This window comes from Bacillus sp. FJAT-22090 (assembly GCF_007676755.1).
Lineage (GTDB): Bacteria > Bacillota > Bacilli > Bacillales_A > Planococcaceae > Psychrobacillus.
This window is the reverse complement of the sequence record NZ_VEBK01000001.1, coordinates 475019-490598: the sequence shown is the minus strand read 5'-3', so window position 1 is coordinate 490598 and position 15580 is coordinate 475019. Positions and strand designations below refer to the sequence as shown.

The following is a 15580-nucleotide window of genomic DNA, read 5'->3' as shown; positions in this document are numbered from 1 at the left end:
AAATTGCCTTCTCCTTCAAGATAGTTCTTCGATAATATCCGCCATTTTCTTCAGCGGGATTTGACAAACGTGATTTTGGCATATTTGGACGGAAAATGGAGCAAACGTTTTTTGATTAATTGTCCATACATCATAAGGTCTATATGTTGTGTGTAAGAATGATAAAACTTCATATGCCTCTTGATTACCTGTTATTTTTATCTCTCTTACTTTTGAGGAAAAGGCTAAATGAACGTTTAAAAGGGAAAGAACGGCTGTTGGATAAGCTGTGATATCATCGGCAAAAGCAGTAAGGATTTGTTCCGCTTTTTCAGCTAACACATTGTCCCCTGCTATTTTTGAAAGTCGCCAAAGCTGCATTGCTGCCATTCCGTTACCGGAAGGATACGCGTTATCTAATGCAGATTTTTCACGGACAAGTAACCTTTCGGCATTATTATTTGTAAAATAAAATCCGCCATTTTCTAGATCTTCAAACTGTGTCAATAATATATGAGCTATATTTTTGGCTTTATCAATATACTGATCATTACCGGTAGCTTGATGCAATTCTATTATCCCAAACAAAAGGTAGGCATAGTCGTCTAAATATGCAAGGTGCTTGGCCTCACCATCTCTATAACGAGCATACAATTTATCTTCTTTCATCAAATAATGCTCTATAAATTGCAGGCAGGTTGTCGCTAGGTCTATAAACTTTGGTTCAGTAAAAGTTGCACCGGCCTTAGCAAGTGCCGCGATTGTTAATCCATTCCAGGAAGTCAAAATTTTATCGTCTACATGTGGGGATACGCGATTTTGTCGAAATGCAAATAACTTTTGCCTGGACCTTTCTAATTTATCCTCAAGTTCATCTAGCGAAATACCATATTTATCTACTAAATGTCCAGCATCTGTGTAAATAAGATTCGGTATATTTTTACTTTCAAAATTCCCTTCTTTGGTAATGTCAAAGGCTTTTGCGAAAAGGAATCCTTCCTCTGGGCCAAGCGTTTCGATAATTTCCTCGAAAGACCAAATATAATAAGTTCCTTCCTCGCCTTCACTATCTGCATCAATGGCTGAATAAAACCCGCCTTCAGGGTGTAACATTTCGCGTTCGATAAATTGAATGGTATCGTAGACAATTGCTTTATACTGAGGAACATTCGTGATCTGATAGGTTTCTGTATAAGCATGCAAAAGCATCGCCTGATCATAAAGCATTTTTTCGAAATGCGGCACAAGCCACATTTCATCGGTGGAATAGCGAGCAAAACCAAATCCGATATGATCATAAATTCCCCCGCGAGCAATTCCGTCAAGCGTTATTTCGACCATATTCAATGCATTGTCCTCTTTAGTCGCATGGAAGTAGCGAAGCAAAAATAAAAGTTGACCGGCAGTAGGGAACTTAGGGGCAGTACCGAACCCACCATATTGTGAATCGAAAAGGTTTGCAAGTTCATTGTACGCAACATCTGCTATATTAGACGGGATAGCATTCCCAGAAGAACTAGTACTCTCTTTCAAGGCTACGGTAAGTTGCTCGCTGATTTTTTCAATACGGTCAGTTTCTTTCTTGTACGCATCAAACAGTTGAGGTAAAAGGTCAAGCATACCGGGACTTCCGTACTTTCTTTCTTTCGGGAAATAAGTGCCGGCAAAAAAAGGTTTTTGATCGGCAGTCAAAAATACATGAAGTGGCCATCCGCCTTGGCCCGTAAGCATTTGACACACATTCATATAAATCGAATCGATATCGGGTCGTTCTTCACGGTCCACTTTTATAGAGATGAAATGTTCATTCAATAAGTTCGCTACTTGCTGATCTTCAAATGATTCCTTTTCCATAACATGACACCAATGACATGTACTATATCCGATACTTACAAAAACAGGTTTGTTTTCCTCGTTTGCTCTTTTAAAGGCTTCTTCACACCATGGAAACCAGTCAACAGGATTATAGGCATGCTGTAGTAAATATGGAGACTTCTCGTTGATCAATCGATTTGGAGACATGAGTTCACCTACTTTTTGTTCTTTGCATTTACTTTACCCTAAAGATGAAGTTAATAATCGGCAGTTATACGGAGATCATCTAACATGTTACAATACATACACAGGAGTGAGACGGAATGGAAAATGAAAAAATGATAACAGACATGTTAAAACAGATGACTATAGCCATATTAGAAATAAATAAAAAGTTTGACACATTAGATAAGAAGTTTGATACATTAGATAAAAAAGTTGATACAATTCAACTGGAAATGAACCAACGTTTTGATGTGATAGATCATGAGTTTGAACAAGTAGATAAACGTCTTGATATAGTTGAAAAACGATTGGAATCGGTTGAAAATACAGTGATAAATCTTGGTGAAATGTTTGAACACACTGTAAAAATACAACAAGAATCAGATGAAAAACTGCACAAGTCAATAAAATATCTTACACATAAAGTAACTGAACACGATAAAGAAATTTTTAATATGAATAATAAGCAATAATTTAATGGCATCCTGCGGGGTGTTTTTTTGTTTTAGCGCTTATTTTCATTACATTATTATAAAACCTTTGACATATGAGTGAAAATGCTGTAAATTATCCGATGGACGAACATTTTTGTTTTTCCAAACTATAATATTCGTATTTGGGAGTGTATAATATGGAAAATGTGTTTGACTATGAGGATATTCAATTAATTCCGGCAAAATGTATCGTAAATAGCCGATCAGAATGTGATACAACTGTAACGTTAGGTGGGCATACTTTTAAATTGCCTGTAGTACCCGCAAATATGCAAACAATTATTGATGATAAAATTGCTAATTACCTAGCAGAAAATGGCTACTTCTATATTATGCACCGCTTTGAACCAGAAAAGCGCGTAGCTTTTATAAAAGATATGCAATCTCGCAGATTAATCGCATCTATTAGTGTCGGGGTTAAAGAAGAAGAATACACATTTATTGAACAATTGGCAGCTGAACAACTAGTACCCGAATTCATTACGATTGATATTGCGCATGGTCATTCTAATGCGGTTATTGCAATGGTTCAACATATTAAAAAACATCTTCCACAAAGTTTTGTTATCGCAGGAAATGTGGGGACACCAGAAGCGGTAAGAGAACTAGAAAATGCCGGGGCTGACGCAACCAAAGTAGGAATAGGACCAGGAAAAGTTTGTATTACTAAGATTAAAACTGGATTTGGAACTGGTGGCTGGCAACTAGCTGCACTACGTTGGTGTGCAAAAGCTGCAAGTAAACCAATCATTGCAGACGGTGGAATCCGCACACATGGTGATATCGCCAAATCAGTACGCTTTGGAGCTTCGATGGTCATGGTTGGTTCATTATTTGCTGGTCATGAAGAATCACCTGGAAACACAATTGAAAAAGATGGAAAGCGCTACAAAGAATATTTCGGTTCAGCTTCTGAATTCCAAAAAGGCGAAAAGAAAAATGTAGAAGGTAAGAAGATGTTTGTCGAGCACAAAGGTTCTTTACAAGATACGCTGACTGAAATGGAACAAGATCTTCAGTCATCAATTTCTTATGCAGGTGGAAATAAGCTAGAAGCAATCCGTAATGTAGATTACGTTATAGTGAAAAACTCCATTTTTAACGGAGACAAAGTATATTAATAAGTTGGAAGAGCGAGATGATTACTATCTTGCTCTTTTTTCAGTTGTAGACCAGTAATATAGATTTTATTTTCTATAAGCAGATGATACAATAAGATGGACATTCATTATTGAATGAATAATTTGATAACTAGAGGAGTGTGTCAAATGGCTGTAGATATTTATCTTAATTTTAATGGAAATTGTCGCGAGGCTGCGGAGTTTTACGCTAAAGTTTTTAAAACGGAAAAACCACAAATAATGACTTTTGGTGAAGCACCTCAAAGTCCTGATTACACTTTACCAGAGGAAGCAAAAGATTTAGTTATGCACACTCGACTGAATATAAACGGGAGCAATGTAATGTTTTCAGATGTTTTTCCCGGTTCACCATTTATCGCAGGTAATAATGTGAGTTTAGCATTTGTCAGTAAAGATGAAGAAGAAGTTCGCTCCGCTTTTGAAGCGCTTAAAGAAGGCGGCAGAGTTAGCATGGAGCTCCAAGAAACATTTTGGAGTAAATGCTATGGATCATTAAAGGATAAGTTCGGTATTGAATGGCAATTAAGTCATGAAAGCGAACAAATGCCACAATAATTTAGAAATAATAGGGCTGGCCAACTTGGAGACTTGTTGGACAGTTTTTTAATATTGTTTCCTAAAAGAGTTGTGCTTCGAGATATACCTTTTCAACTACTATTCTGCTAAATAAATATTAATGATATATAAATAATACGACTATATCGTATACTAAAGTAAATATACTGATTATTTAGATGAAAGGAAGAAGTACGATGAGCTTAAGACTAAATCCCCGGGCAGAAAATTTGAAAATACCAGGAACAAGACAGTTTTCTAATCAACTTGTGCATTACCCAGATGCGGTTAATCTTACTATCGGTCAACCGGATTTTCCTACACCAAGCTCCGTGAAAGTGGCGGGAATACAAGCGATCAATCAAAATTTAACTGGCTATTCTCATAATGCAGGAATTCTTAAACTCCGAGAAGTAGTCAACGATTTTTTTACAAATAAATACGGCTTTTCTTATGATCCCCAAGATGAAATTATTATTACAAATGGAGCGTCAGAAGCAATTGATGCTGTTTTTCGAACGATTTTAGAAGAAGGGGATGAGGTCATCTTACCGGCCCCTAACTATTCAGGCTATGTACCAGTTATCGAATTATGCGGCGCAAAGGTTGTTTACCTAGATACAACGGAAACGAATTTTCAACCTTCTGCGGAAAAACTAGCGGAGCTAATAAACGAAAAAACAAAAGCAGTATTTTTTAATAATCCTTCTAACCCAACAGGAGTTGTTCTATCCAAAGAAACGATAGATAACTTAATTGAAGTGATAGCAGAGAAAGACCTGTTCATACTAACAGATGAAATTTACAGTGAAAACTCCTTTAATGGTAAGCATGTATCCTTTGCTTCTTATCATGAAATAAGAGATAAATTGTTTTATATCCATGGATTATCCAAATCTCATTCCATGACAGGATGGCGTATTGGTTTTTTAATGGGGCCAGCTGAAGTGATGCAACATGTGGTGAAAGTGCATGCATTTAATACAATTTGTGCTTCGCTCCCAGCTCAATATGCGGCGATCGAAGCTTTAACAAATGCAAAAGATACACCAGCAGATATGAATGTAGAATATGTAAAGAGACGAGACTTTGTGTATCGCCGATTAGTTGAAATAGGTTTCCCTGTTGTAAAGCCAAACGGTGCGTTTTATATTTTTCCTTCCATAAAAGACTATGGGATGAATTCGTTCGATTTTGCGACAAAATTATTGCAAGAAGGCGGGGTTGCAGTTGTTCCAGGAAATGCCTTTACTCCATATGGCGAGGGATATATTCGTATTTCCTATGCATACTCGATGCCAGTTCTCGCAGAAGGCTTAAATCGATTAGAAGCTTTTATACAATCTCTTTAAAATTGGATGACACTAAATTTCACGTTTAGTGTCTTTTTTGGTTGCTCTCGTTTAGTCATTTTATGGGAGTATATTAGCCTTTTTAAAGAAAGAGAACATACTGATTAGCTTTTTCGTAGCTCTAGCACTACGTTAAATTTCGAAAAAGATTGCGTTCTATTTTTCTTTAAACTAAAATAGAATTATTTGAATAACCTTTTTATTATAAAAATAGGCTTACGATAGTGAGTCGAATGGAGAATACTATGAAAAAAATTATTTCGTGTTCATTAGCTTTAGGGATTTTTAGTTCGGCAGTTTTGATACCATATTCATCTGTTTCTGCTGCTTCTATAGGAAATGCTGAGTCATTACTTAAAACAGCCGAGACATATGCAGGAACGCTTAAATGGCAAATTTCTTATGAGAAAACTAAGGAAATAAAAACGCCTGATTTGAAAACATTTAATGCTACAAAATCTGCATATTTTCAGGCTCAAAAAGAAATCACTCAATTGAATGGAACTGATAAGCAGAAGCTAGAAAAAAGATTAGAAGACAATGTTGGGGTTCATTATACGCGAACAATGGGGTATATTGATGCAGTTACTTCTGGCAATAAAATTGCTAATTTAACTGAGAAGTTTCAGCAATTATATTCTGAAAATCCACTAGCTGAATCTACAGAAAAAACATATCATGAATTATCTGCAGAGATTAGAAAACAAGCAAAGCTGCTCTACAAAGTATACGGGAAATCTACAAGAGATGCTTTTTTATCCAAATATAAAGCTCCTGCAGAATTGTTATTAGACGAGGTAAAATATACAATTACTGCCAATAATGCTTTGGGAAAATTAAATACGCTTATAGCCCAAAAGGCAAGTGCGGCCCAAGTAGAAAAACAAGTCAATGAATTATTTAATTCATTGGACCTTATTGCAGATGATGACATATATTATAGCTTATTTGATTTATATAGCGAAGTTATCCGAAAAGATGCTAGTTTTATAGAACAGGAAAAAGAATTGAACCAGTTCTTTGTAAAAACAAATGAATTGTTTAATAGTGAAAACGTAGAAGCAGTATTCAATCTATATAGCTCAGAGTATCCAGACTATGAATATTTAAAAGAAGACCTTCGAGCTATGTTTGATCAAGTAGATGTAAAGTACGAATTACTAGACATGAATGTCTATTCAATTATTGATGGGTATGCGTATGTGGAAGTGACGGAAACCATAACAGAAGGCAACGATTCTGAGACTGTAACGATTGTCTACTTATTGAAAAAAGAAAACAATGAATGGAAATATGTTGATATATACGACTCTTATTGAGGGGAAAGAGACATTAAACGATTTCGTTTAATGTCTTTTCTTATTTATTAAACTACATTGCATTTTTATCCACATATTGTTGCTTGCAATGCCCAGTTGATCACGTTTAGCGTTATGAGAGGTACTTAATTCGAAAAGGTCTTGCAAATTTTTCTGTTGAAGTTTACGTTAATGATAAGCTGAAATTAGAATCCTAAAGGGGTGGGGATCTGTGAAAAGCATATAGAAGAGAAAGTAAAAGAGTTACAGGAAATGAAAGAAGAAATGGAAAAATTACACGCGCTTTTTTCTGGAAAGTTAAAAAATGGTTCTATAGTGGGAGTTACACAAGAAGATAGGGAGAAACTGTAAAAGTTTTTTTAACAGGAAGTTTCCCAAACAATTCGAATGAATTAAAACATTTCTAACGGGCTAGCTATGAAATCCAAGACTGTTTGAACAAAAAAGCACTCTTGAGTAATGGATCGAAAAATATATGAAAGTAATTATTAAAGAAGGGGGCAAGTTAAAGTGAAACGTCAAAACTTTTATAGCCATGATGAATCGCTACAGGATATTCTAAAAACAAAGCTAGATACAAAGTTTCAAGCATATGCGGAAAAAGAACTTATTAAGTTTGGGCAGCTTGTTGCCAATGAAATAGATGAACGCGCCCGTCATACTGATCGAGTAGGAGAACCAAATCTAATAAAATATGATAAGTTTGGCGATGATCAATCATTAGTTTGGGTAAATGAAGGATACAAAAAGACGGTGAGGGAAACGTATGAAACAGGAATAGTCGGTTACTTGCATAAGGATATTCCTGAGCTAGGTCATAAAGGAAACTATGTATATAGTTTTGCACAAGGGTATGTATTGTCCCAAGCAGAGCCAGGTTTTTATTGTCCTGTAACGTTGACGATGGCAACTAGTTTTCTTCTAGAACATTATGCGAATAAGGAAGTGAGGGAAAAATTTTTACCCCATGTTGCGGCGACGGGAGATTTAGAACTGTATGAGGGGGCAACATTTTTAACGGAACGACAAGGTGGCTCCGATGTAGGTGCAAACGTTGTAAAGGCAATTGCGGATGGAGAGCATTATCGTTTATTTGGAGAAAAGTATTTTGCTTCGAATGCGGGGATGGCTGGTGTTGCCATGGTACTGGCTAGAAAAGAGGATGCCCTAAGTGGTTCTAAAGGGCTTACTTTGTTTGCCGTACCGTGGAGAACTCAAGAAGGGACATTAAATGGAGTTAAAATTCGACGGTTAAAGGATAAGCTGGGTGTGCGGGCTGTACCTAGCGGAGAAGTAGAATTTGATGGGGCTCTTGCTTATGTCGTAGGTGATCCAACGAATGGATTAAAATATATGCTGGAGGCACTTAATCTATCTAGAATTTGCAACACAGTTGCTTCACTCGGAATTATGCGTCGTGCTTATAATGAAGCATTTGCTTATGCAGAGAAGCGAACTGCATTTGGAAGTAGGCTGAACAGATTTCCAATGGTTCAAGATTCTCTTGGGCGTTTACGTGCGAAATTAGAAATCGAGTTATATGCTACATTCGATTTGATCGATTTATACGACCGAGTTGTTAGTGGAGCTGCCTCAAAGGAAGAAATCCTATTAAATCGACTATGTATTGCCTTAATGAAAAAAGAAACTGCAGAGCAAGCGATTCACTTTGCGCATGAGGCAATTGAAATGCATGGCGGAAATGGTTATATTGAAGACTTTGTAACACCACGTCTGCTTCGAGATGCGCAAGTGTTAACCGTTTGGGAAGGCACGGCGAATATATTAGCATTAGAGCTAGTGCGTTTAGTGAATAAATTCGAAATTCACAAAATATTTGTAAAGCATTTGGAAAATCGCCTAGCACAGTGTGAAAACTCTAAGTTATTAGCAATCGTTGCGTCTAAACTAGCTGAATTAAAAGAAGAGCTAAAAACTTTTGCAGGACTCGATGAAGATTTGCAAACATTCGAAGCGAAAGGTCTAGCCAAAAAGATGGCTCGCGTTTATGAGAGTGTCATTGCTGTAGAAATAGAGTGTAAGCCACAAATTGGTTTACTGAGCACTATTTTTATAGAAGAAACTTGGTCATTGCGGAAAGTCGGAGATCCAATGAAAACATGTGAGTGGTTTCGAGAAGAGCACAGTTAAAAGGTATAGGAAAATCCAGTGAATAATACATTCACTGGATTTTTATATGAAATTACAAAAGGTTGGGCTTATAAATAGCTTTCTAGGAGTGTTTCTATACCGAGATTACAAATTTATAAGATGATGGATGGTAATAAGTATAAAAAAATACTATTGCAATTAGTCTTAATATTATTTACAATTAGAAAATAAAATCATTATATGAAATGACGTTCCATATAATGAAACGGTGAGGTGTGACTCAATGATTTCGGAAGTCATGAATGTAGAGAATCTTCAAGTTGGTATAAAAGAAGAGGATGATAAAGAAATTGCGATTGTAAACGGCATTAGCTTTAAATTAAATAAAGGTGAAACACTGGGAATTGTTGGGGAGTCGGGATGTGGAAAGAGCATGACTTCTCTTTCCTTAATGGGATTGCTTCCAACAGGAGTACAATGGCAAAATGGCGATATTCAAGTGGGAGACTTACATTTTAAGCAATTTAAAAATAAGGACTGGAGAAAAGTGCGTGGAAAAAAGATATCTATGATATTTCAAGAACCTATGAGTTCTTTGAACCCAGTCTATACAATAGGAAGTCAAATTGTTGAAATGATACTAAGTCATGAATCAGTTTCGAAGAAAGTAGCTAGAAATCGAGCGATAGAAATGCTGAAGTTAGTGGGAATACCAAGACCGGAGCAAGTAATAGATGAGTATCCTCATCAGCTCTCTGGTGGTATGAGACAACGTATTATGATAGCTATAGCTTTATCGTGCAATCCAGAAATATTGATAGCAGATGAACCAACTACTGCACTTGATGTTACGATTCAAGCACAAATTCTAGAATTAATGAAAAGTTTACAAGACAAATTACATATGTCTATTGTATTGATCACTCATGATTTGGGAGTTGTATCTGAAATGTGTGATCGAGTAATAGTTATGTATGCAGGAGAAATAGTAGAAGAGGCAAATGTGGTGAACTTATTTGACTTACCTAAACATCCTTATACACAAGGATTAATGGAATCGCTTCCAAACATTTCGGAGCAAAAAGAATATTTATCTTCTATACCTGGTCTTGTACCAGCACCTGGAAGTATGCCAAAAGGTTGTCGCTTTGCTCCGAGATGTAGTAAAGCACATGATAAATGTTCAGACAAACCACCACTTATTACAACGGCAGATAATACACGTGTTCAATGTTGGCTCTATGATTCAGAAACATCAGCTGAGGTGACGAGTAATGAAGTATGAAGAAACAATATTAAAAGTTGAAAACCTAAAAAAATACTTTCCCATTAAAGGGGGAGTGTTCGGCAATAAAACCATCCAACAAGTAAAAGCCGTTGACGACATTTCATTTGAAGTAAGACGTGGAGAAACTTTTGGAATTGTTGGAGAATCGGGATGTGGAAAAAGTACTGTCGGTCGGACGATTTTAAGATTGTTGGAGCCGACTGAAGGTGCCGTCTTTTTTGAAGGGACAGACCTTGCATCACTTGATCAAAATAAAATGAGGTTAATGAGAAAAGATATACAAATTGTTTTTCAAGACCCTTTTGCTTCTTTAAATCCGCGAATGAGAGTCTTTGACATTATTGAGGAACCACTCATTAACTTTGGAATTACTAATAGGGAAGAAAGAGAGAGAAGAGTTTTAGAGGTAGCTGATCAAGTAGGGCTAACAATTAATCAATTGAAACGTCTTCCTCATGAATTTTCGGGTGGACAACGACAACGGATTGGAATTGCTAGAGCATTGATCTCCAAACCTAAGCTCATCGTCGCAGATGAACCAGTCTCGGCATTGGATGTATCCATTCAATCTCAAGTATTGAACCTAATGAGGGATTTACAAAAAGAATTTGGTTTAACTTATATTTTCATCTCTCATGATTTAAGTGTCGTTAAACATTTTTGTGACAGAATAGGAGTTATGTATTTAGGAAAAATGGTTGAAATAGCAGATAGAGAAAAGCTATATGATAATCCTAATCATCCATATTCCACCGCATTACTCTCTGCACTTCCAAGTGCTCATCCATTGCAGAAAAAGGAAAGGATTATTCTAAAAGGAGATGTTCCTAGTCCTGCCAATCCACCATCAGGTTGTACTTTTCATCCTAGATGTTTTGCTTGTATGGAGGTTTGTAAGACAGTGAAGCCGATTCTATTGGAGACGGAAGGTAACCACTTTGTATCCTGCCATCTACATCAACCAAAAGATGTGGTGAATTTATGAGCAAAACAATAGAAAAAGGATTTCAATTACTGGACTTATTTACGGAAGAAAAACCTTTTTGGCGTCTAGATGAAATATCTGCTTACTCACAAATACCAAAACCAACAGTCCATCGATTACTCAAAACTTTCGTAGACCATGGCTTTCTACAACGTTCGGAAATAGAGAAAAATGGATTATTAGTAGAAGGGGATACCTACTCATTGGGACTGAAGCTAATGTATTTAGGGAGTATCGTTTCGAGTAATTTAGAGATTCGTAATATATCCTTACCCCATATGAAAATACTACAATCTAAATTTAATGAAGCAGTTCAATTAGTTTCAAGAGATAAGGATGAAGGTGTTTATATAGAAAAAGTGGAAAGTACAAGACCTGTCCGTCTATATACGAAAACAGGTAGGAGAGCTCCTCTATATGCAGGGGCTTGTACACGCATCTTATTATCTTTTTTATCGGATGATGAAATATCGGATATCTTAAAGCAACCATTGACTTTTTATGCAAGTCAAACACCACAAAGAGTTGAGGATGTTTGGTCTTTTATTCATGAAACTCGAAAAAGTGGTTTCGCTTATAGTGTTTCAGAACTTGAAGAAGGAACGGTGTCTATTGCGGCCCCAATTTTTAACCGATTGAACGAAGTTGAATTTTCAATAAGTATCGCGGGGTTTTCTACTTCATTACCGAGAGAAAAGGTAAATGACTTTCTAGTTCCTCTTTGGGAAGCAGCAGAAATTATTTCCCAAAAAATAGGTTACACTAATCCATATCCATATGGATTATCAAATATAGAAAAACATTAAGGGGATGAAAAAGTGAAGAAAACATTAAAACCTAGATTAGTCGCTGTACTAGCAATATTAATGTTAGTTTTAGCTGCATGTTCGAATGGGGGAGGTAAATCTACCGAAGGAGATAAAAAATCTTCATCAGGGGAAAATCCAGCAACAAGCCGTGGAAATGAAATAGTTGTAGGCATATCTAGTGATCCTCAAAGTTGGGATCCAATTGATACATTTTTATTAGACTGGAGTTCCGTAGCAAGCTCAGTGTTTGAAGGACTTGTAGATCGTACACTTGATTTAGAATTAGTCCCGGGATTAGCGGAAAAGTGGGAATACAAGGATGATAAAACGATAGTCTTCACACTTCGTCAAGGAGTTCAGTTTCATAATGGAGAACCATTTAATGCAGATGCGGTTAAATATACATTCGATCGATTATTAGGTGATGAAGGGAAAAAAGGCCCACAATATTCAAATTATAACTCGATTGACTCTGTGGAAGTAAATGATGAATACACAATAACTATGCATTTGAATAGTGCAGACCCAGTGTTATTAACAAAACTTTCTGGCTACGGTGCAGTGATTGTTCCTCCGAAATATATTGAAGAAAAGGGAGATGAACATTTTAATAATAATCCAGTAGGAACAGGTCCATTTAAAATGACTGGCTATAAACGAGATCAAGAGGTTGTCCTAGAAAAGAATGAAAATTATTGGAAAGAAGGACTTCCAAAATTGGATGGTATAACATTTAAGGTTATTCCAGAAGCTTCTACTCGTTTGGCAGAATTACAAACTGGAAAAATTGATGTTATGAAACGTGTAGAAGTAGCACAAGCAGAAACGGTAAAAAGTACAGATTTCTTAGAGCTTAAGGAAGTGGGAACTCCTACTGTTTATTCTTTAAGATTTGATACTGCAAAAGAACCTCTTGGAGACGTAAGAGTTCGCCAAGCACTTAATTATGCGATTAATAAAGAAGAAATAATTAGCGAAATTCTTGGTGGATTTGGTAAGCCGATTAGTACATACCAAAGTGAGTTATCATTTGGTAATAATCCCGACTTAAAACCGTATCCATATGATCCTGAAAAAGCTAAAGAACTATTAAAAGAAGCGGGAGTCGCTGAAGGAACATCACTAGACCTATTCATCCCTGGTACAGACGGAAACTTTAAAGAAATCGCTCAAGCAGTTTCGTTCTATTTAGAAGAAGTTGGGTTAAAACTTAATATTAATAGTGTAGATGGGACAACCTTAACATCTGATCTCATTCCAAAAGGAGATGCAGGTCATATGTATCGCCAAGGATGGGGTGGCTGGACGCTAGACTTTGATAACACTGCATACTTGATGTATCACGAAGGTGAGCAGTGGAATCCATCCTTTAAAGATGAAAAAGTAGAAGAGTTACTAGCTGCTGAGCGCGCAACAGTTGATCAAGAAGAGCGTCAAGCGATTTTTATGGAATTAACAGAAGTGTTATATGAGCTAGCACCAGAAGTAAATCTATATCAAGCTGTAGATTTATATGCAGTTAATAAACGCCTGAAAAACTTCCAACCACCAAATGAAGACCGTATGCGTTTTGAAGAAGTAACGGTTGAATAAAAGTAATGTTGAAAAGGATAGTATGAACATCTCATACTATCCCTTTCTTTTAAAGATACGGAGGAATAGCCATGTTAACCTATGTTACTCGAAGATTACTCCATACTATACTAGTTGTATTTGTCATTTCACTTATTGTTTTCTTTTCCATCCGTTTAACTGGTGACCCTGTGTCCGTTATGTTTAGTGCTGGGGAACCGTCAAAAGAGGCTATTGAAGAGGTAACGAAAAACTTAGGCTTAGATAAGCCGCTATACATACAGTATGGATTATTTTTGAAAGGGCTTCTGACACTTGATTTTGGAGAATCCTTCAGAAGTGGAATGCCCGTTACAGACTTAATATTAGAAAAAATTGGGGCAACATTAGCCCTTGCACTAGGTGGTATTGTAATAGCAGTTTTTATAGCATTTCCTGTAGGGATACTATCTGCAGTAAAAAGAGGAACATCTATCGACTTTTTTGGGAGAATTTTTTCTTTAATAGGTATATCCTTTCCGAACTTTTGGTTAGGTATTATGCTAATTCTAGTATTTGCAGTTACTTTACAATGGCTTCCTTCTTCGGGTTTCGATGGTTTTTCATCTTTAATCCTTCCGTCTATAACTTTAGGAATGATTTTATCTGGAATTTTAGCGAGATTAGTTCGTTCATCTATGCTGGAAGTGATGAATCAACAATATATGTCAACTGCAAAGTCTAAAGGGATAAGTACATGGTCTGTAATCATCAAGCACGCATTTAGAAATGCGTTATTACCGACTATTACTTTTTTAGGGCTACAATTTGGCTCACTACTTGGTGGAACTGTTATTGTGGAACAAGTTTTTGCGTGGCCGGGCGTTGGAAGGTTAATAATAGATGCGATTAATCAACGCGATTACCCAGTTATCCAGGGGGGAGTAATATTTTTAGCAGTCATAATGGTTGTTGTTAATTTACTTGTAGATTTAAGCTATTCAGTAATCGATCCACGTATTAAAACTGGAAAGGGGAGTCACTAATGGCCGTAGTATCAAATGAAGTCTCATTAGCCCTATCCAAAAAATCTCTTTGGAAAAGGTTTACGAGGTTTATCAAAAAAAATCCAGCAGGCTTTATCGGGATTATTTTAGTGGTGATCAGTGTAGGATGTGCAATTTTTGCACCATGGTTAACAACATTTGATCCGGGAAAAGCAAGCTTAGTATCTAGATTGAATCCACCATCTTGGGCAGATTCGACTGGGGAATCTGTTTACTTTTTAGGGACGGATCAATTGGGAAGAGACTTACTTACTAGAATATTATACGGTGCGAGAATCTCTTTAATGGTAGGTTTCTTTGGAGTACTAATTTCGCTTATTATTGGAACGATTTTAGGATTGGTTTCAGGTTATTTTGGTAAGTGGTTAGATGATTTTATTATGCGTGTTGCCGATATTCAACTAGCGTTCCCTTTCATTTTATTTGCTATCGTTGTAATGAGTATACTAGGTACAGGTATTTGGAAAATAATAATCATCTTAGGTTTAACCTACTGGGTAGGATTTGCGAGACTTATTCGTGGACAGGTTATTGCGCTAAAAGAGCAAGAATTTGTTCAAGCTGCGAGAGCAATTGGTGGTACAAAGTTCACTATAATTAGAAAGCACATTTTTCCGAACGTTCTATCCTCTATCTTTGTACTAGGCACAATGTATATTGCTGAGTTTATATTGTTAGAAGCATCTTTAACTTTTCTTGGTCTAGGAGTTGATCCTACCATTCCTTCATGGGGAGGAATGCTTGCGGATAGTCGGAATTATATAACTACAGCATGGTGGACATCAGTATTTCCAGGTGTTGCCGTTATGTTAACAGTTTTAGGATTTAATCTGCTAGGTGATTGGTTAAGAGATCGTTTCGATCCAAATATGAAAGTATAGGGGGAA

Annotated in this window: 13 protein-coding genes; 12 read left to right on the top strand and 1 reads right to left on the bottom strand. The window is 36.5% G+C overall.

The features are described 5' to 3' along the window. Positions 1–15 precede the first annotated feature (15 nt). Positions 16–2001, bottom strand: a complete 1986-nt coding sequence (locus FS486_RS02295) for a thioredoxin domain-containing protein (RefSeq protein WP_144509635.1) — start codon at positions 1999–2001, stop codon at positions 16–18. Between the two features lie 116 nt (positions 2002–2117). Between FS486_RS02295 and FS486_RS02290 the strand changes: the two genes are divergently transcribed. The 12 genes from FS486_RS02290 to FS486_RS02235 all read left to right on the top strand — a co-directional run bounded on the left by FS486_RS02290 (position 2118) and on the right by FS486_RS02235 (position 15574). Further along, positions 2118–2492: a hypothetical protein gene (locus FS486_RS02290; protein ID WP_144509634.1), complete on the top strand. Its 375-nt coding sequence runs from the start codon at positions 2118–2120 to the stop codon at positions 2490–2492. Positions 2493–2650: 158 nt separating this feature from the next. Continuing rightward, complete coding sequence (guaC, locus tag FS486_RS02285; protein WP_144509633.1) at positions 2651–3634, top strand: GMP reductase; 984 nt, start codon at positions 2651–2653, stop codon at positions 3632–3634. A gap of 147 nt (positions 3635–3781) precedes the next feature. Then, a complete protein-coding gene (locus tag FS486_RS02280) occupies positions 3782–4210 on the top strand; it encodes a VOC family protein (protein WP_144509632.1) in 429 nt (142 codons plus the stop codon). Positions 4211–4407: 197 nt separating this feature from the next. Next, complete coding sequence (locus FS486_RS02275) at positions 4408–5562, top strand: aminotransferase class I/II-fold pyridoxal phosphate-dependent enzyme (RefSeq protein ID WP_144509631.1); 1155 nt, start codon at positions 4408–4410, stop codon at positions 5560–5562. Between the two features lie 245 nt (positions 5563–5807). Next, a complete protein-coding gene (locus FS486_RS02270; protein ID WP_144509630.1) occupies positions 5808–6881 on the top strand; it encodes a hypothetical protein in 1074 nt (357 codons plus the stop codon). Between the two features lie 510 nt (positions 6882–7391). After that, positions 7392–9032 carry an acyl-CoA dehydrogenase family protein gene (locus tag FS486_RS02265; protein WP_144509629.1) on the top strand — a complete coding sequence of 547 codons (1641 nt, stop codon included), beginning with the start codon at positions 7392–7394 and terminating at the stop codon, positions 9030–9032. Between the two features lie 244 nt (positions 9033–9276). Beyond that, positions 9277–10278 (top strand): ABC transporter ATP-binding protein, encoded by a 1002-nt coding sequence (locus FS486_RS02260; RefSeq protein WP_144509628.1) that lies wholly within the window; start codon positions 9277–9279, stop codon positions 10276–10278. Further along, complete coding sequence (locus FS486_RS02255) at positions 10268–11266, top strand: ABC transporter ATP-binding protein (protein ID WP_144509627.1); 999 nt, start codon at positions 10268–10270, stop codon at positions 11264–11266. Before FS486_RS02260 ends, FS486_RS02255 begins: the two co-directional genes overlap by 11 nt. After that, on the top strand, positions 11263–12072 hold the full coding sequence (locus FS486_RS02250) for an IclR family transcriptional regulator (protein ID WP_144509626.1): 810 nt from the start codon (positions 11263–11265) through the stop codon (positions 12070–12072). Before FS486_RS02255 ends, FS486_RS02250 begins: the two co-directional genes overlap by 4 nt. Before the next feature lie 60 nt (positions 12073–12132). Beyond that, on the top strand, positions 12133–13668 hold the full coding sequence (locus FS486_RS02245; protein WP_144509695.1) for an ABC transporter substrate-binding protein: 1536 nt from the start codon (positions 12133–12135) through the stop codon (positions 13666–13668). A 71-nt stretch (positions 13669–13739) separates the two neighbouring features. Continuing rightward, positions 13740–14672: a nickel ABC transporter permease gene (nikB, locus tag FS486_RS02240; protein WP_144509625.1), complete on the top strand. Its 933-nt coding sequence runs from the start codon at positions 13740–13742 to the stop codon at positions 14670–14672. Next, positions 14672–15574 carry an ABC transporter permease gene (locus FS486_RS02235; RefSeq protein ID WP_144509624.1) on the top strand — a complete coding sequence of 301 codons (903 nt, stop codon included), beginning with the start codon at positions 14672–14674 and terminating at the stop codon, positions 15572–15574. The genes nikB and FS486_RS02235 overlap by 1 nt, the downstream gene beginning before the upstream one ends. Positions 15575–15580: the final 6 nt, after the last annotated feature.